The organism is Neochlamydia sp. AcF95 (genome assembly GCF_018342455.1).
GTDB lineage: Bacteria > Chlamydiota > Chlamydiia > Chlamydiales > Parachlamydiaceae > Neochlamydia.
The window spans coordinates 1-18036 of the sequence record NZ_JAEMUC010000054.1 but is presented as its reverse complement, the minus strand read 5'-3'; the positions used below and the strand labels follow the sequence as shown (position 1 = coordinate 18036).

General features: G+C 36.9%; 11 protein-coding genes. 5 read left to right on the top strand and 6 right to left on the bottom strand.

All coding sequences use genetic code 11. From position 1 onward, the window contains the following. Positions 1 to 165: 165 nt before the first annotated feature. Positions 166 to 1083, top strand: a complete 918-nt coding sequence (locus NEOC95_RS07010) for a hypothetical protein (protein WP_213152296.1) — start codon at positions 166 to 168, stop codon at positions 1081 to 1083. A 93-nt stretch (positions 1084 to 1176) separates the two neighbouring features. Here NEOC95_RS07010 and NEOC95_RS07005 read toward each other — a convergent pair whose 3' ends face one another. After that, the gene (locus tag NEOC95_RS07005) at positions 1177 to 6573 is read right to left on the bottom strand and encodes a tetratricopeptide repeat protein (RefSeq protein WP_213152295.1); all 5397 of its coding nucleotides are present in this window, start codon (positions 6571 to 6573) and stop codon (positions 1177 to 1179) included. Positions 6574 to 7552: 979 nt separating this feature from the next. Here NEOC95_RS07005 and pheT point away from each other — a divergent pair. Both pheT and NEOC95_RS06995 read left to right on the top strand, forming a co-directional pair. Next, complete coding sequence (gene pheT, locus NEOC95_RS07000; protein WP_213152294.1) at positions 7553 to 9937, top strand: phenylalanine--tRNA ligase subunit beta; 2385 nt, start codon at positions 7553 to 7555, stop codon at positions 9935 to 9937. Positions 9938 to 9961: 24 nt separating this feature from the next. Further along, positions 9962 to 10960 carry a toxin-antitoxin system YwqK family antitoxin gene (locus NEOC95_RS06995; RefSeq protein WP_213152293.1) on the top strand — a complete coding sequence of 333 codons (999 nt, stop codon included), beginning with the start codon at positions 9962 to 9964 and terminating at the stop codon, positions 10958 to 10960. 614 nt (positions 10961 to 11574) lie between these two features. Here the strand turns inward: NEOC95_RS06995 and NEOC95_RS06990 are convergent. The 5 genes from NEOC95_RS06990 to NEOC95_RS06970 form a co-directional block, all read right to left on the bottom strand. Further along, positions 11575 to 12423, bottom strand: coding sequence for a nucleotidyl transferase AbiEii/AbiGii toxin family protein (locus tag NEOC95_RS06990; RefSeq protein ID WP_213152292.1), 849 nt, complete (start codon positions 12421 to 12423; stop codon positions 11575 to 11577). Beyond that, positions 12420 to 13016 (bottom strand): type IV toxin-antitoxin system AbiEi family antitoxin domain-containing protein, encoded by a 597-nt coding sequence (locus NEOC95_RS06985; protein WP_213152291.1) that lies wholly within the window; start codon positions 13014 to 13016, stop codon positions 12420 to 12422. Before NEOC95_RS06985 ends, NEOC95_RS06990 begins: the two co-directional genes overlap by 4 nt. Before the next feature lie 451 nt (positions 13017 to 13467). After that, entirely contained in the window at positions 13468 to 13899 is a 432-nt protein-coding gene (locus tag NEOC95_RS06980; protein WP_213152290.1) for an F-box protein, read from the bottom strand. 214 nt (positions 13900 to 14113) lie between these two features. Continuing rightward, complete coding sequence (locus NEOC95_RS06975; protein ID WP_213152289.1) at positions 14114 to 14554, bottom strand: F-box-like domain-containing protein; 441 nt, start codon at positions 14552 to 14554, stop codon at positions 14114 to 14116. 215 nt (positions 14555 to 14769) lie between these two features. Then, positions 14770 to 15201, bottom strand: a complete 432-nt coding sequence (locus tag NEOC95_RS06970; protein WP_166156983.1) for an F-box protein — start codon at positions 15199 to 15201, stop codon at positions 14770 to 14772. Between the two features lie 518 nt (positions 15202 to 15719). On the opposite strand from NEOC95_RS06970, the gene NEOC95_RS06965 reads away from it, so the two are divergent. Beyond that, positions 15720 to 17114 (top strand): hypothetical protein, encoded by a 1395-nt coding sequence (locus NEOC95_RS06965; protein ID WP_213152288.1) that lies wholly within the window; start codon positions 15720 to 15722, stop codon positions 17112 to 17114. A gap of 167 nt (positions 17115 to 17281) precedes the next feature. Beyond that, complete coding sequence (locus tag NEOC95_RS06960) at positions 17282 to 17539, top strand: hypothetical protein (RefSeq protein WP_166156989.1); 258 nt, start codon at positions 17282 to 17284, stop codon at positions 17537 to 17539. Positions 17540 to 18036: the final 497 nt, after the last annotated feature.

Below are 18036 nucleotides of genomic sequence, written 5' to 3'. Positions count from 1 at the left end.
AATTTTTGCAATAAGGAAAGAAAAAGGCATTCAATAATCGTTGCAGATAAAAAAATAATAAAGCAAACGCTAATATCAGCCTTTTAATTTTTCAATAAATTATTTTACAAAATGGTTGGATGTGTTACACTAAGAAGAGAAAGATGTATAGCAGAGGATGTCCTTATGAGCCAAGATTTTACTAACCTGAATACAGGAATGGGTAATCAATCAGGTTTGCCTAATGCTGAGGCACTTTATCCATCCAAGCAAACTTCAGCATTAGACTCCAAAGTCCAAGAGACCTCTCTGCATTCTAAAGATTCTATCGAAAAAGCGAGTGCAGTAGTGGCTTCGCTTTATTTGCCTCCTCTTTCCAATCCCTTATTAATTCCTCCTGATGCTAATAACATAATAGCTATTAACCAATTAGCGATGGATAAAATTTGCCTAAACATTTTAGATAGCTGGTCGCAAAGTTTAAAAAAAATAGCAGAGGAAAAAAGAGAGGCCGATCGAAGAAAGGAATTAAACCCTCTATTGCAAGACCTAAACATGGCGGGGGGATTAGTTTTAGCAGTGACTACTATTTTTATTCGCGCTATTTTTGGGACACAAATTGCCCAAGCCTTACAAAAAAATCCTGGATTGACAGATGAAAAAGTCATCGCCCATAAATTTGCTACTCAAATAGCTCAATGGTCCCTTGATGGAGTCTTAGGCGGTTATCTCATGACTATCGTCGACAAATTGCCTTCAGCAGCCAATATGAATGAAGGAGAGAAAAAAGTTTTAGGCCAGCAAATGCAGGTGATGTTACTTGCCGCTGCTTTAGGGGGGATATATAAAGCCAAATATGAATGGATAACTTCTAAAGAATTCATGGATGTGTTAGCAGATCCTTTTTCTCTAAAAGACTCCAATATGGCTATGCTTGCCATGCTTCTTGTGAACACCTTAAATGAGCTTCCCGAAGCCTCGAAGTTAAGAATGATGAAGACCTTGAATATTTATATGGACAGCAATCCTGATCTACCTTCTTTGTTCGATTTAGGGCAAACGGCCGGCGTTCAACTTTCTATTCTTAAGGCTACTCGTCTTTGAGGGGGTAGAGGAATAGATTTTCGGAAGATGTATGGATTGTTATCTGTATTACATTTTTTAATGCTACCTTTATTTTCAGGACTTCTCTATCATTTATGGGCTATTTCTCTTTTTGGTATCATATTTCTCTTTCTCAAGTGCCTGCTGGCGGGTTACAAGTGCGGCTACTATAGGATGGTTGTTACCATAGATGTTGATAGCAATTCTAAGAGCATGATTGACACACTCAAGCGCTTTTTCCATATTTCCTTTTAGTTGGTAAATCTCTCCTAGGTCATTGTAATTTGTTGCTATCTTGGAATGGTTTTCACCGAAAAGATTAAGGTTAATAGCAAGTGCTTTCTCAACATACTCAGCCGCTTTGTCTAAATTGCCTTGTTTTTTGTAGATTTGTCCTAGATTGTTGTAACGAATTGCCACGGTGAGATGATTTTTACCAAAAAGGTTAAGATTAATAGCAAGAGCTTTGTTGGCATATTCTACCGCTTTGTCTAAGGTGCCTTGTTCTTGGTAGATTTGTCCTAGGTTGTTGTAACAAATTGCCACTTCAGGATGATTTTCCCCAAAAAGCTTAAGGTTAATTGCTAGGGCGTTGTGGGTATAATCTTTCGCTTTATCTAAATGGCCTTGATCTTGATAAATTTGCCCTAAGTTATCGTAACAAATTGCCACTTCAGGATGATTTTCCCCAAAAAGCTTAAGGTTAATTGCGAGGGCGTTGTGGGTATAATCTTTCGCTTTATCTAAATTGCCTTGATCTTTATAAATTTGTCCTAGGTTGTTGTAACAAATTGCCACTTCAGGATGATTTTCCCCAAAAAGCTTAAGATTAATGGCAAGTGCTTTAGCGCTATATTCTACTGCTTTTTCTAGGTTGCCTTGCTCTTGATAGATTAGTCCTAGGTTGTTGTAATTTGTTGCCACGTTGAAATGAGTTTCACCAAAAAGCTTAAGGTTAATAGCAAGGGCTTTCTCAGTATTCTCAGCCGCTTTATCTAAGTTGCCTTGGTGTCGGTAAATTTGCCCTAGGTTGTTGTAACGAATTGCCACGTTGAAATGAGTTTCACCAAAAAGCTTAGAGTGAATAGCAAGAGCTTTTTGACTGTATTCTGCTGCTTTATCTAAATTGTCTTGTTCTTTGAAGATTTGTCCTAGGTTGTTGTAATCTCTTGCTACGGTAGGGTGATTTTCACCAAAAAGCTTAATGTTAATAGCAAGTGCTTTTTGACTGTATTCTGCTGCTTTGTCTAATTTGCCTTGTTTTTTGTAGATTATTCCTAGATTGCTGTAACAAGTTGCCATGGTGGGATGATTATCACCAAAAAGTGTAAGGTTAATAGCAAGGGCTTTGTGACTGTATTCTGCTGCTTTGTCTAATTTGCCTTCATCTTTGTAGATTGCTCCTAGGTTGTTGTAATTTGTTGCCACGGTGGAATGATTTTCACCAAAAAGCTTAAAGTCAATAGCAAGGGCTTTTTGACTGTATTCTGCTGCTTTGTTTAATTTGCCTTGGCCTTGGTAAATTTGTCCTAGGTTGTTGTAACGAATTGCTATGCTGGGATGATTTTCACCAAAAAGCTTAAGATCAATAGCAAGGCCCTTCTCAGCATACTCAGCCGCTTTGTCTAAATTGCCTTCATCTTTGTAGATTGCTGCCAGGTTGTTGTAATTTCTTGCCACGGCGGGATGATTTCCCCCAAAAAGCTTAAAGTTAATAGCAAGGGATTTTTGGCTATATTCTGCTGCTTTGTCTAAATTGCCTTCATCTTTGTAGATTGCTCCTAGGTTGTTGTAACGAATTGCTATGGTGGGATTGTTTTCCCCAAAAAGCTTAAGGTCAATAGCAAGGGCTTTTTGACTGTATTCTGCTGCTTTGTCTAATTTGCCTTGTTCTTGGTAAATTTGTCCTAGGTTGCTGTAACGAATTGCCACGGTGGGATGATTTTCCCCGAAAAGCTTAAGATTAATAACAAGTGCTTTTTGACTGTATTCTGCTGCTTTGTCTAATTTGCCTCGGCCTTGATAAATTTGTCCCAGATTGCTGTAACGAATTGCTATGGTGGGATGATTTTCACCAGAAAGCTTAAGGTTAATAGCAAGAGATTTTTGACTGTATTCTGCTGCTTTGTCTAATTTGCCTTGCTCTGTGTAGATTGCTCCTAGATCGTTGTAATTTGTTGCCACGGCAGAGTGATTTTCACCAAACAGCTTAAGGTTAATAGCAAGGGCTTTCTTAACATACTCAATCGCTTTGTCTAAGTTGCCTTGGTTTTGGTAGATTGCTCCTAGATCGCTGTAATATGTTGCCACGGCAGGGTGATTTTCACCAAACAGCTTAAGGTTAATAGCAAGAGATTTTTGACTGTATTCTGCTGCTTTGTCTAATTTGCCTTGCTCTTTGTAGATTGCTCCTAGGTTGCTATAACGAATTGCTATGGTGGGATGATTTTCACCAAACAGCTTACGATCAATAGCAAGAGCTTTTTGACTGTATTCTAACGCTTTGCCTAAATGGCCTTGGCCCTGGAGGATGTTTCCTAGATTGCTGTAATTTGTTGCCACGGCAGGATGATTATCACCAAAAAGCTTATGAACAATAGCAAGTGCTTTTTGACTGTATTTTGCTGCTTTGTCTAAGTTGCCTTGCTCTGTGTAGATTATTCCTAGATTGCTGTAATTTGCTGCCACGTCAGGGTGATTATCACCAAAAAGCTTATGAACAATAGCAAGTGCTTTTTGACTGTATTCTGCTGCTTTGTCTAATTTGCCTTGCTCTTTGTAGATTGCTCCTAGGGTGCTATAACTTATTGCCATGGTAGGATGATTTTCACCAAAAAGCTGGCGGTCAATGGTAAAGGCTTTATTTAAATACTCCTTCGCCCTATCTAAATTGCCTTGCTTGTAGTAGATTATTGCAAGAGCATTTAAAACATCCAAATTTTGTGGATTTGTTTTTTTTGCTAGAAGATACCATTTCTCTGCTTCTTTATGTTGAAAAAGCCTCTGGTATATATGCCCTTGTATCTCAGGTGAGTTATCTTCCAAATCAGACGATTTAAGTTCATCTTCATTGCCTGCTAAAAATTCTTTAATGGCTTGATAAAAAGGAATAAAGACTTGGTAAATCTTCTTAATTTTTTCCAAGGATGGATTATCTAAAGCAAACTGCTTTTGAATAAGATCTGGATCCTCAAATCCAAAGGGCTTAAGGAGAGGATTCATCATTTCTTTTTGCGCTTGATAATGAGAATAAGTTTTAAAACGCATGAATAAGGCTAGGCTCATCCAATCCTTTAGCTTTTTAGTGGCTCCTTGTGTTATAATCCCTCGCTCACTTAACTTGTCAATCCTAGTAAAAGTATCGGAAACTGTTACTTTTTTAAGGAGAGCTAGCCGGTCAATGGCTAAATGAGGAAACCGATAAAAATCATTTTTAACTTGAAAAAGCATACCATGCTTGTTTGGATCCCCCATTCCCGGATTAAAAGTTTCCATATCAGCTAACACAAGGTGCTCTTTAGCTAAATAGTGACGCAGATCAACGCTTCCTTGATAGGTCATATCAAGCACCTCTCGAATTTTCTCATCATAAGCTTTAGTTAACTCCCCATTGCCTAGTAGATGAGTATGGTTTAGTAATTCCATAGGAAGATGAGGCTCTTTTTCATGCCACCAGTGGCCTTTTTCATCTTTACCCACATATTGGGCCATCTTTTCAGGAGTTTGAATAAGCTCAAATGTCTTACCATTGCCAAAAGGAGTTTTACAGCCTTTTCCTTCTACTCCTGCTCCATCAAAGGCAAAGCCCCGTGGCGTAATGCCATCGAAAAAGTCTATTGCTTTTAAGCAAGGAATATTCAAAGCAGGAAGAATAGTTTCTCCTAAATTAATGATTTTTAGATGTAAAAGAGTGGTGAGATGCTTGAAGTATTCTTTATTACTGCTAGTGTCATCTTGTATAAGAATCCCAAATTCTAAATCTGAGTAAGGAGTCATCTCTTCTCTGGCTAGCGAGCCAAAGCCAATCATGGCATATTCACATGGTGCAGGGCCTAAGGTTTCAATAGCTTGCATTGCAAGAAACTTAAAGAAAATTTTTATCTGTTGGGCGATTTCAGCGTAGAGCGTTCTGACTTTTTCAGAAGAAGGAGTTTCTGGCAAAACTTGAATTTTCTCCTCTATTTTTTCTCTAAATTTTTTTAATGCTTTGCTATTGTCTTCAAATTGCTTTCTCATTACTTCATGGCTTAAAAGCTTTCCTTCGCACAGTGTAGTAAGTAGGCCTTGAATGTTGAAAATCTTTTCTTTAATTATTTCCTGCCTGTCTTCTGAAGATAGACGTAAAGCATACTGATAGAGTCCTGCTGCTCGAAGGAGAGTTTTAGAGGTTCCCTTTTTTAAATAGACGTCACCGATTCTTTCTATGTATATGCTTTCTTGAATAGCGTCTTTCTCTCGCACAGCGATTTGTAAAGCTAACGTATAAGCTTTCTCTGCTTCTTTTACCTTTTCTTTTGATAAAAGCTCATCATCCCCCAAGCTTTCTAAGGTTTTCTTTAACTTATCTTTAGATAGAGGATCAGAAAAAAGGAAGTCAGGGGAGGTTACTGAGTTTGAAGGAAGAGATTTAGTTTGCTTTAAGGGCTCTGCATAAACAAAGTGGCCACCTAAATCGATAATAAAAATATATTCTGCAGGCTGCTGTTCTGGAGAAATCGTTTTCCATTCCTGGGATCTATGCTCTTCAGTTAAGCCTGCTTCTGAGAAAATTAACCTGTCATGAATTCCGCACATCTGCTGCTCTTTATTAACCGTTATTAGTCTGATAGGAATAGATAAAGCTGAAGCTAGTAAATCTCCTTCATTTAAGCCGCTTATCCAAGCCCCTTTCTCTCTTATTTCTTCAGCTCTTTGGCTGTCTGTGTGTTTAACAATGCCTGAAAGCACTTGCCTTAGGTATGAAATTTTATCTGCCTGCTCTTCTAGCAAAGGAATTATTCTAGAAAGGTAGGCATAGCTTTCTAAAAAAGCGCTAAAAAAGCAGTCACCATCACTCGCCACACCTTTTAATTCAAACCCTTCTTCTTTTAGGTAAGCAGCTGCAGCATTTACTTTTGCTACTAGTGAATCGCTAATAATAGTGGTGGGATTTTGCCACAAGAATATAGCTATTTGCTTTGGTGTCCACTGGTTTGCAGAGGGGTCAAGTAGATCTGCTTGATCCACTTCAAGCGAATTTTCTTTCAGAGCAGTAATCCTAGGGCTTACCGAATCAAACTTCTTCAATAGGTTGCTGCTTTGAATGAGCTGTTTCCAAGCCCTACATACAAGCTTTGCTTGGTTTAAATCTGGCAGGTTTAACTCTGCAAATATTTTTAGGCTAATTTCTGCATAAACATAAGTATTTCTCCTAAGGCTAATAGATTCTTCCTCTATATTTTTAAATGCAGGGAAGATAAGAGGATGAACGCGCGAATTTTCTGATAACATACACTAAGGCCTTTCTATTTGATTCTGGTTAAATTTAGACAGCTGGCACTAGCATCTATAAATTTTTTATTGCTTTATAAGCTAAGCTACTTAAAGTTTAAATAGAAAATATTTCTTTTTTAGTATGTATAAAACTTTTTCAACAAACCAATTGAAAAAGTTTGGCTTTAGTACCTTGCTTTGTTGCATAATAAGAGCTTGCATAAGCCATCGTAAGTGGGGTAGTGTTGTTCGTGACAGTTATAATTTTTTTTGCCAATTGTAAAGGATAAACATTACTTAAGCCTCCTTTTGCATGCTAGGCAAAAATGCAATCGAGCCTTTATCTTTTCACAATTAGGTTATAAAAAGAAGGAAGCTTTATCATTGTAAGCCCGCCTGATCGCTATTGTTTTTGCTTGCCTATGTTTTTTTTAAAGCTGCTTCGAGTCTTATAAAGCTTACTTACTAGGTGGTATCTTTGCAGCGGCCTACGGATTAAGCCTAATGTTTGTTTAAATGGCAATGAGCAGCCTTTTAAGCGATGCTTTATCGATAATGCTTAAGCTGCCTTTAAGCAAATGATTTTCTCAATAGATGATCTTAACCTTATCCCTTAAGAGTTACTATTCGAGGCTTTAGTTTTATGCTTGCCTAAGCAAACTTCAAAAGTCTATTTTTGCTTCTTTATCAGATGACCGCTTGCTTAAAGCTTAGCTATAGAAGCTGTTAGGAAAGTGAGCTTGAAGACAAGGGAACTTTATCGATAAGGTAGCTCTCAAGATATAAGAAAAGTTATAATTCTACATCAAAAGGTTTTCTTAAACTTTTTCTTTTTGATTGTTTTGAGTGATGAAAAAACATACGCTAAATCTTTACCCACTAGATAGACCTTTGATTTCCTTTAACTTAATTGTTATCTTATCTCTTGTTTTCTATTCAAAATTCTGTATTCTATTTCTTACTCTTCATCCATTTATTTATAAAGAATTTAGATACTATGAAAATTTCATTGAACTGGTTACGCGAATATATCTCAATCGATCTGCCTCCTTTAGAAATTGCTAAGGCTTTGACCTCTGCAGGCCTCGAAGTGGAAAAAATAGAAACGCTAGGGGAGGGCTTTGAAGGGGTAGTCGTTGCTGAGGTTCTTACCATCGAAAAGCATCCTGAAGCAGATAAGCTGTGTGTAGCCCAAGTAACAGATGGCCAAGAGACCTATCAGGTGGTGTGTGGGGCCTCAAATTGCCGTCCTGGCATTAAAACAGCTTTAGCTCGCGTAGGTGCTAGTTTAACAGATGCTAATGGCAAAAGATTTAAGATTAAAAAGTCAAAGTTAAGAGGTATCGAATCTTCTGGCATGCTGTGTGCTGCCGATGAGCTGGGTTTAGGCGATCAAGAACACGAGGGAATTATCGAGCTAGACAGCCACACGCAAGTGGGTACTGATCTAGCGATATTAATGGCGGATACCTTATTTGAAATTGGCCTTACCCCTAATCTAGGACATTGCAGTAGTATGATAGGTGTAGCAAGGGAATTAGCAGCCGTCTTAGAACTGCCTCTTATTTTACCTGAAATCTCCTTTTCTGAAGAGCCAACTTTACATACAGCGGAGTTAATAAAAGTTGCTGTGCAAGATAAGGAAAAATGCTTGCGCTATGCTTGTCGTGTGATAAGGGATGTTAAAGTAGGCCCGTCTCCCGATTGGTTGAAAAAGCGTTTGAAAGCTAGTGGCATTCGTTCCATTAACAACATCGTGGATATTACCAATTACGTATTTTTGGAATGTGGACAGCCTTTACATGCTTTTGACTATGATAAAATCAGCGAACATACCATTATCGTTCGCACGGCCAAAGAGGGGGAATTTTTTACTACCCTTGACGAAAAGGATCGCCTGCTAAGCGCAGAAGATTTATTGATTGCTGATAAAGAAAAAGGGATTGCACTTGCTGGTATCATGGGGGGGAGAAATTCTGAAGTCACTCTTTCTACCCAACATATCTTGCTAGAAGCAGCTTATTTTGAAAGAAAATCCATTCGTAAAACAAGCAAACGTCTTGGCCTTCAAACAGATTCATCCAAACGTTTTGAAAGAGGTGCCGACCCTCAGGCTGTATTATGGGCTTTAAATCGTGCAGCCATGCTGATTCAACAGTTAACTTTAGGAAAAGTTGCTCAAGAGCCTCTCGATATTAAAGAGCAGGTGTTTGCTGAAAAGTTAGTTAGCTGCCGTTTAAGCAAAATAAATGGCCTTTTAGGCACGCATCTAACTGTAAGTGAGGTGGAAGCTATATTTAAACGCCTAAGCTTTATTTATACTTGGGACGGACAGGACAACTTTTGCGTGACAGTTCCCACTTATCGCGTCGATGTGCTAAGCGAAGTGGATCTTATCGAAGAAGTTGCCCGTATTTATGGTTATGATAATATTGGCCGCTCTCAGCCTATGTACAAGAATGCCACTATTCCTCATGCTCCTTTATTTCTTTTTGAAAGAGCCATTAAAGAGCGTTTGATAGGGGAAGGATTGCAAGAGTTTATCACTTGTGATCTGATTGGTACTTCAATTTTAGATACTCTTAACCTACAAACAAATGCTTTAGAAACAATTAAAGTTTTAAATCCAATCTCCGTGGAACAGTCGACCTTAAGAACTTCATTGCTACCAGGCCTGTTACAACTAGTCAAATATAATGCTGCCCATCAAAATCATGATATAGCCGGATTTGAAATTGGTCGCATTCATTATAAAGAAGGAGAACAATATAAAGATCAATCGGTCATAGGCATCGTTTTAGCTGGAAAAGCTTCTTCTCAAACTTGGACGACTAAGGAACGAGAATTTGATTTTTATGATTTGAAAGGAATGATCGAAAATATGCTTAAGGAATTACGTGTGTTTAATGTTTCTTTTAAGCCAAATGATTTAAAAACTTTTCATTCAGGCCGCCAGGTAGCTATTTTTGTTGATTCTTTAGAGATCGGCTCAATGGGAGAAATTCATCCTTCTATTTGTAGACATCTAGATGTCCAGCAAAGGATTTACTTTGCTGAGTTAAATGTATATGATCTATTTAGTGTGCACCAAGAAGAGTATGTGATGAAGGATATTCCTATCTATCCAGGTTCGCAAAGAGATTGGACAGTGACCGTAAAGGAGGAAATTTCCTTTCAGCACATTTTAGATCTTGTTCCTATATCGTCAAAGCTTCTTAAAAATGTAAAGTTGCTAGATATTTATCGTAGTGAAAAATTAGGAGCCGGCTTAAAAAATATGACTTTTCGTTTTCTCTATCGAGATGACCAAAAGACTTTATCTCAGGAAGAAGTTGACAATGAGCATGCATGTGTCTTGCAAGAAACAATTATAAAATTATAAAACTTAATGTTTAGAGGTGAATTTATGCGTAGTAAATATGTTTCTCTCCTAGGCCTTTCATGGGTTGCTATAGCTTTAGCGGGATGCCAGCAAGTAGAAAAATCTTCTTTTTCACCTGACGTAGTTAATGAAACTTATGTGCATCGCTATGGGGTACCCGTGAGCCCTAAAGAGTGGAGTGATAGCGGCCATCATGGGCAAATTCTCTCTTCTTTAGCCAATGGGGTAGTCGTTACTAAAACTTATAATTCCGGTGTTCTGGATGGAGATACCACCTATTCTTATCCTCATAGCTCTGCTATCGAAAAAGTAGAAACCTATGCCAATGGCGTTTTGCAAAAAACCTCCGTTTTTTATCTTTCCGGTGCTCCTCAAGAAGAAATATTTTATCATACACCGCAAAACCGCACAGTCCTTACCTGGTACGAGTCGGGAGATCCTAAATCTAAGGAAGAGTTTCAAGGTAATCTTCTTTTCCAAGGTTCTTACTATGGGCCCGACAATCAACTTGAATCTCAAGTGGTGAACTATCATGGTAAACGTATACGTCGTGATAATTATGGCCTTCTTATTTCTGTAGATACCATCGAGAAAGGGCAGCAAACTTTGCGTACGACATATCATCAAAACGGCACCCCTAAAGAAGTTATTCCCTATGCGAATGGTAGGATACATGGTCAGCTTAGAACCTATATGCCAGCTGGCGAGCCTTGCACCAAGGAAGAATGGAACAATGGAGTACAGTCTGGTATCACAATAGAATATGCCAATGGTGAAAAAATTGCCGAGGTCCCTTATGTGGAGGGGCGTAAACATGGCGTTGAGCGTCGTTATCGCGATGGTGAAACTGTGGTTCAAGAAACTAGCTGGGTTAAAGGGCAAAAGCATGGTCCCTGCACAAGCTATATTGGCAATACTACTAAAACAGATTGGTATTGGCAGGATAAGCAGGTTACTAAAAGTCACTATGAACTCCTAAATGGACAAGGCTCCAAAAAAGCTATATGGAGAAGTGTTCATTAATTTTTTTAAGGTGACGAGGGCAAGGACTCAATCCTTCTTTTTAGCATCAAGGATAAAGTCCTTTGCCTCTCTCAATAAAACCTTAAGAATGGGATATATCTAACTTACATTTGCTCGACTAGTTGTCACCTGATTTTTTCTACAGTTACTTCCGAAATTGCCTAGCTAGCATCGATCACTTGCTCATTACTTATTACTTTTCTTATCTTAGCTTTAGTACTTTCTAACCTCAAAGCTTTGCTTAGATTTTTTTCAGCTTACAATAATCTTTTTTACACATAGCTCTACGACTCTTTGCCTAGGTAGAGAAAGCGCAATAGATGAGAAAATGCTCTTCTGGCTATTAAGTGAATGCCCATAAATTAATCTGTAGGAAATAGGCTCAACGTATTACAAAGAAGTTAAATGCCAGCTGGATTTTGAAAAGAAAGGCAAACGTTTTTAAAATTTTATAATACGCTTTAGAGCAACCCTTTATGCAGCCATGCACTTAATAAAAAGCTTGTCTTTACAGAGAGAGTCGGCTTGGAAAAGGTTAATTTTTTTTTGGCTATGTAGACGTAGTTTCTTTAAAAGGTATAATTTCTAAAAGAAAAGCAGCCTACGCTTAAGTTTTAAGTTAAGCCTAGCTGTTTTATATAAGCATTTATTTCTTTTATGGTGCTGTGCATTTCTTTTGGAAGGTTGAGCTCTTGCGCGATGTTCCCAAGGTTTTTTAAATGTGCGTCCCAAAGCCTTTGAAGAGATTTGAGATCTGGTTCATCAAAACTTAGAAGCTCAAGCGTTCTCTTTCGATTTTTAAACGTGTCAGTTATAACGTCTTTTAGGATTTTGAAATTGATGAGTTTTGCGTCGCGTACTAGCAAGAGCAGGTCATGATAATCCTTCATGCGACTATTAGCCGTTCCTTTGGAGATTATCGTCTCGAGCTTTTCAGCAAAAATTGTTTCCGGAGGATAAACCATTAAGGATACTTCTTCTTCAAATAAAGGATGACCTTTATACTGAAAAAGATAAATATCTTGGCTAAAGGGCTTTACTATATCTCCTATGCCGACATCAATATGAATTTTATCTTGCATACGGCCAAATGTCGCCTTTAAATGCACGCGATAGCCCACATAATCCATATGCGGCTGCTCTAAAATGTCTATACCAGCATACTTGAAAGAGAATCCATCTTTTAACTCGATGGCAGCAATTTGCTCAATGGCTTGTTTTGTTTCTTCTTGGCCGGCCTTCATGTTGGTAAGTAAAAAATCAAGATCGGTGGTTTCCCTTCCTATATGCAAGAAATAGGCAAGAAGAGATCCTCCTTTAAAAATGAAATTTAGGGCATGTGTTGAACGTGATAGCCGCACTAAAAAGCGCTCAAGAAGAAGCTTCTTCCAGCATTCATTAAAATGTATGCCTTTTTCTATGGAGATAACCTGGAGGCGGTTTTTTAATGCTTGTTCATTCATGTGGTAGCTGTAATAAGGTAAGGATCAATATTAAATCTAAGCTTTTTTGCATAAGCCTGAAGTTTTTTTAAATCTATTTTATTTCCTTTTTTAAAAAGTGCCATTTTGAGAGCTTTAATAGCCGTTTCTCGGCTTAAAAGTCTAAAAGCATCTATAATGGTGCGTTCGCGATCAAATATAGGAAGTCGAATACCTCCTAGCTCTAGTTCTGTTTTCCCCAGTTCTATATTCCTAAATCTTACGATTTTTATAGAGCCTTCCCTGGTAATCGATGTGCTATGGGAGATGGCAATCCAGTGTTTTCGCGGGATTTCCTCTGTCATCTCATAGATAGCTAAAGCAGAGACTAGACAAATTACTCCCCCTGGTACAGAATTTACAGCTTCGATAAGATCCTCCCACTGAAAAATTTCTGGTGAACCTTGATAGTTGCTGCTTTGATAAATACCACGACTTAAGCGTTTTATTTGCTTTTTTTTTATATAGTAAGCAAGACGAGCAGGGGATATTCCTAGCTTTTTGATTTGATCCACGGTGAAGAAGGGGCTAGCAAGAAGTGAATGTAGGCTGTGAAGGGTAGTCAATTTTTTCATTGTTAATCTCTTTACAGGAAATTTAACACAAAAACCCAATATTATCAATTGGGTTTTTGTGTTAAACAATCTAAGAGAAAACCTGCAGTAAAGATCAAAATGGTAGGAAGAAAAGTGCTAATGATTAAGACATTTTTTGTGCTTTTTTATCCCCAGTAAATATTTTATCTACTTTCTCTTGTTTGCTTTTCTTGTTAAAAATAACTCTGTTCTCCTCACCCAGATCTGTAATTATGAAAGATAGGTGAGAACTTCTTCTGGTCATTAAATTAATTCACTTAATTTAAAGACTCACCTTATGCTTAGATGAGTTGAATAGATTATTCTAAGGATATATTATTTTCTTTGAAAAGAGGAGAAAAGAATGAAACTTGATCTTCTTGATATTTATACAGATTATCTTATCAGCATTATTCTCTTTGACCGCCTCCCCTTACAACCTTAAGCTCTTTTAATGATTAAAGCTTTGACTTTGATTCATCCATAACAGCCTCTCGGAAAAAATTGGATTATATGAGGGAGAGGCGCGCAAAGCGGCAATCTCTAGCTTAACTTTCCGGTCTATTAATTCGAACTGGCTGTAAACAAGATAACTATTTCTAAAAGACCGGAGTACTTTTGGATAAAAGCTAATATGTAAGGGTTTATCTTTGAAATGCTGTTGATGATGTCTTTTCCACAATGTCTCTTCATCTCCTATTTTTTTCCAGTGTTTACATACTTGCTGAGCATTTACAAGCTCTTTGGGGGAGAGAAAAGAAAAAATATGCACAATCACTTCTTCTGGGATCGTTTTTATTGAGGGAGGGGCCTCAGTAATAAGGCGCCAAGGGCGCAGATCTATACAATTAAAAGGATTAAAGTTAAAAAAAAAGCATCCCATTATAATGAATCCTTGATTAATAGAGTTAAAAAACTTCTCAACGCAAATAGTCTTTTTAAGTTACTCACCTTACGCACAAATGAATTTTAATAAATTATTTTAAGGATATATTTTTTCTTTAAAAAGAGGAGAAAAAAATGAAACTTGATCTTCTTGATATTTATACAGATTATCTTATCAGCCTTATTCTCTTTGCCCGTCTCCTCTCAAAACCTTAAGTCTTTTGATGATTAAAGCTTTGACTTTGATTCATCCATAACAGCCTCTCGGAAAAAATTGGATTATATGAGGGAGAGGCGCGCAAAGCGGCAATCTCTAGCTTAACTTTTCGGTCTATTGATTCGTAAAGGCTATAAAAAAGATAACTATTCCTAAAAGACCGAGGTGTTTTTAGAGAAAAGCTAATATGTAAGGGTTCGTCTTTGAAATGCTGTTGGTAATGTCTTTTCCACAATGTCTCTTCATCTCCTATTTTTTTCCAGTGTTTACATACTTGCTGAGCATTCACAAGCTCTTTGGGAGAGAGAAAAGAAAAAATATGCACCATCAATTCTTCTGGGATCGTTTTTATTGAGGGAGGGGCCTCAGTAATAAGACACCAAGGGCGCAGATCTATGCAATTAAAAGGATTAAAGTTAAAAAAAAAGCATCCCATTATAATGAATCCTTATTAATAGAGTTAAAAACATTCTCAACGCAAATAGCCTTTTTAAGTTACTCACCTTACGCCTAGATGAGTTGGATAAATTATTCTAAGGATATATTTCTTTCTTTAAAAGGAGGAGAAAAAAAATGAAACTTGAAATTCATACAGATTATCTTATCAGCCTTATTCTTTTTGCCGGCTTCCCCTTAAAACCTTAAGCTCTTTTAATGATTCAAGCTTTGACTTTGATTCATCCATAACAGCCTCTCGGAAAAAATTGGATTATATGAGGGAGAGGCGCGCAAAGCGGCAATCTCTAGCTTAACTTCCCGTCTTATTGATTCGCTCCGACTATAAACAAGATAACTATTCCTAAAAGACCGAACTACTCTTGGATAAAAGCTAATATATAAAGGTTTGCCTTTGAAATGCTGTTGATGATGTCTTTTCCACAGGGTCTCTTCATCTCCTATTTTTTTCCAGTGTTTACATACTTGCTGAGCATTCACAAGCTCTTTGGGGGAAAGAAAAGAAAAAATATGCACAATCAATTCTTCTGGGATCGTTTTTATTGAGGGAGGGGCCTCAGTAATAAGACGCCAAGAGTGCAGATTTATACAATTAAAAGGATTAAAATTAAAAAAAAAGCATCCCATTATAATGAATCCTTAATTAATAGGGTTAAAAACTTTCTCAATTTAAATAGTCTTTTTTTAAGTTACAAACTTTAGCAAATAACAACATTATCTATCTACTATAATTATTGATGTCTACATGATAAGCGATCAAGGGATATATAAGGCTTTAGAGGGGATTTTATGGAGCATCTACACCGCCAAAAACACTCCCAAATACCTATCTTTTCTATTTGCTAAGCTTTTTGATTTATATTTACTTCTTAATATCAACGGCTTAATTAGCCCACACGGGTAGCCGCTTACGAAATCTTATTATCTCTTTCATTAGAACCTTCTCCATTTAGGCCTAGCAGCCTGCCAATGAATTTAATATAAAGTTATATAAAAACACCAATCTAAACTTATAAAAATTATATAATTAATAATTAAAGTTAATTATTTATATTAATATTTAATTATTAATAAAATCATTTGGTATAATAAATGTTTATAAGGTATTTGAAAAATATGTTTAATAATCAAAAGGAAGAAAGCTTATGCAGTTCGATCCTTATTCAGATTCTCAAGGATTTACAGACTCGCTATTAAGACATTTTTCTGAAGTCGGAAGTAATATGGGTAAAGGAAATCTGGCGCAGAAAGTTAATCAAGCGCAAGTGATCTTAATTGGCGAAACTCATAATCAAGCTACTGAAAAGATTCATCAGCTTGTAACTACCCTTCTTGTTACACATATAACAGACAAAGCAACCATCCTAGTAGAAGGGCAAGCTTTTAATCGAAGCGCAAAAGTATTAAGCTCCCATTTAGAAGAACATGTGGATAAAGTTGACTTTTCATCCTGGGATTCTCCGGAAACATGGAAATTTCTAGATATATTCTTGGGGGAAGTAACAGACCACGGTAATAAAGAAATTGCTAAAGCAATTAAAATATATTTAGACAATCCTGATAATGTAGGCGCTATGTGCGAGCGTATGCACACCACCATGCAGGATTTAACCCAGGTAACCGATAAATTAGCCAATTACATAGAAGAATGGCCTTCAACAAGGCTAGACAAAGAAGATTTTAAAACTATATTGAAAGAGAGTGCTAGTAATTTAAAAACCATTCTTCAACCTTTAGAGGTTTTACAAGAAAAAGATGAGCAAGCCACGATTACTGCATCAGAGATTGCTATCCTTCCCCTTAAATTGCTCAGTCAAACTCTTATATTTATGCAAGCACTGGGGCAGACAGCAAATGACTTAATTGCAATGAGTCATCCATCACGAAATCAGGCTATGGTAGAAAATATTAGCATTGCATTAAAATCTTATGAAAAAGTCATAGTCATCGCAGGTAGAACGCACTTAAGCTCTTCCTCTTCACCAGGCTCGTTAGGAGAAAATATACACATTGCACAAGGGATTCAAATTCTGGGTAATAAACTGCTTTCCGAAGCTTCTAAGAACAGAGATTTTAATTACCTAATCCTTGAAACTCGCGAAGCAGCAGACGATCTTCCAGAAATTCAGGCTCTTCCTGAAGAAATGAAGGAGCCATTAGGAAGCATAATAAAGGGCAAAGAAAAAAAAACAGAAAGAGCCCGCACGGCCTTAGATGCTCAACAAAAAAATCAAGAGAGAAGTGGAAAACAAATAAGGAGAGGAGTTAAAAATGAGCTAGGCTTCCAAGCGATTGAGAGTAATATTTACCAAATTGGCAAAATAACCGACCTTTCTGAGCTTAGAGAAAAATTTAATGATATTTACGCATTAATTTTAGAAAATGCTTCCACGAATTCCCAACAAGCCACTACACAACTTAACAACTTAATAATTGAAATTTTAAATGCATTAATTGGATTGAATTATAAAGAATTGCAAGCAAGCCAGCAACATCCTCTGCAACGCATAGCAAAAAGTTTTAAAAATATTTTTAATTAGTAAACTGAATAATATAAAAAAAGCTAGTCATGCATGTGGCTTGTACGTTCCATAGCTTGACAAATCCGAATTACCTACTCACCTTACCCACAAAGGAGTTGAAAAAATTATTCTAAGGGTATATTTTTTATTTGAAAAGGAAATAAAAAAAATGAAACTAGATCTTCTTGATAATTATACCGATCATCTTATTAGCCAAAACCACAAGCAACAGCCATATAGGGTTATCCAATCTTTCAGATGGCCAGCTTAGCCATGATAAAATCACCCGTTTTCTTAACAATAATCTAGGGGGCTTAAAAAAACTATGGCAGTATGTTAAAAAGCAAGTGCGCCATCTAGAACAAGGTAAAGGAGGTGTGTTGATTATTGACGATACAGTAGAAGAAAACCCCTATACGGATGAAAACGAAATCGTCTGCTAGCATTTTTCTTACACCCCAGTAAGATCATCTAAAAGGTATTAATCCATTTTCTAGCTTTAGTAGTTATGGAGATTATACCTTTCCCATCGGCTTTGAAGTGATTAAGAGAGATATGCACTTTTACAACGTGAAAACAAAGAAAGAATAAAGGCAATCATGCATTACTAAAAACCCACATTATAGAGCTCTTATTCAGCAAGCAGTTACGACTCCAAGTTGAAGCTGAGTACGTGCTAGCGGATAATTGGTTTGGCGCCAAAGATAATATGGAATTTATCCATTATGAACTTAAAAAAATATTTACATTTGGCATAAAGTCTAATCGATTAATTGCTTTATCTGAGGAAGAAAGGAGAAAAGGCCAGTATTACAAATACGTTTAATTCCAAAGATGGAGATAAAAGGATAGTCTGGCACGAAGAACCTATCCCGATAATATTGAGAAATTTAAATCTGTAGTGTATACTCTTCTTTTTTAAGAAGGAGAAGATGTATGC

Excerpts from the sequence above, each read along its gene's own strand:
- pheT (WP_213152294.1), top strand. The coding sequence starts at position 7,553 with ATGAAAATTTCATTGAACTGGTTACGCGAATATATCTCAATCGATCTG.
- NEOC95_RS06995 (WP_213152293.1), top strand. The coding sequence starts at position 9,962 with ATGCGTAGTAAATATGTTTCTCTCCTAGGCCTTTCATGGGTTGCTATA.
- NEOC95_RS06990 (WP_213152292.1), bottom strand. The coding sequence starts at position 12,423 with ATGAATGAACAAGCATTAAAAAACCGCCTCCAGGTTATCTCCATAGAA.
- NEOC95_RS06980 (WP_213152290.1), bottom strand. The coding sequence starts at position 13,899 with ATGGGATGCTTTTTTTTTAACTTTAATCCTTTTAATTGTATAGATCTG.
- NEOC95_RS07010 (WP_213152296.1), top strand. The coding sequence starts at position 166 with ATGAGCCAAGATTTTACTAACCTGAATACAGGAATGGGTAATCAATCA.
- NEOC95_RS06975 (WP_213152289.1), bottom strand. The coding sequence starts at position 14,554 with ATGGGATGCTTTTTTTTTAACTTTAATCCTTTTAATTGCATAGATCTG.
- NEOC95_RS06965 (WP_213152288.1), top strand. The coding sequence starts at position 15,720 with ATGCAGTTCGATCCTTATTCAGATTCTCAAGGATTTACAGACTCGCTA.
- NEOC95_RS06970 (WP_166156983.1), bottom strand. The coding sequence starts at position 15,201 with ATGGGATGCTTTTTTTTTAATTTTAATCCTTTTAATTGTATAAATCTG.
- NEOC95_RS06985 (WP_213152291.1), bottom strand. The coding sequence starts at position 13,016 with ATGAAAAAATTGACTACCCTTCACAGCCTACATTCACTTCTTGCTAGC.
- NEOC95_RS07005 (WP_213152295.1), bottom strand. The coding sequence starts at position 6,573 with ATGTTATCAGAAAATTCGCGCGTTCATCCTCTTATCTTCCCTGCATTT.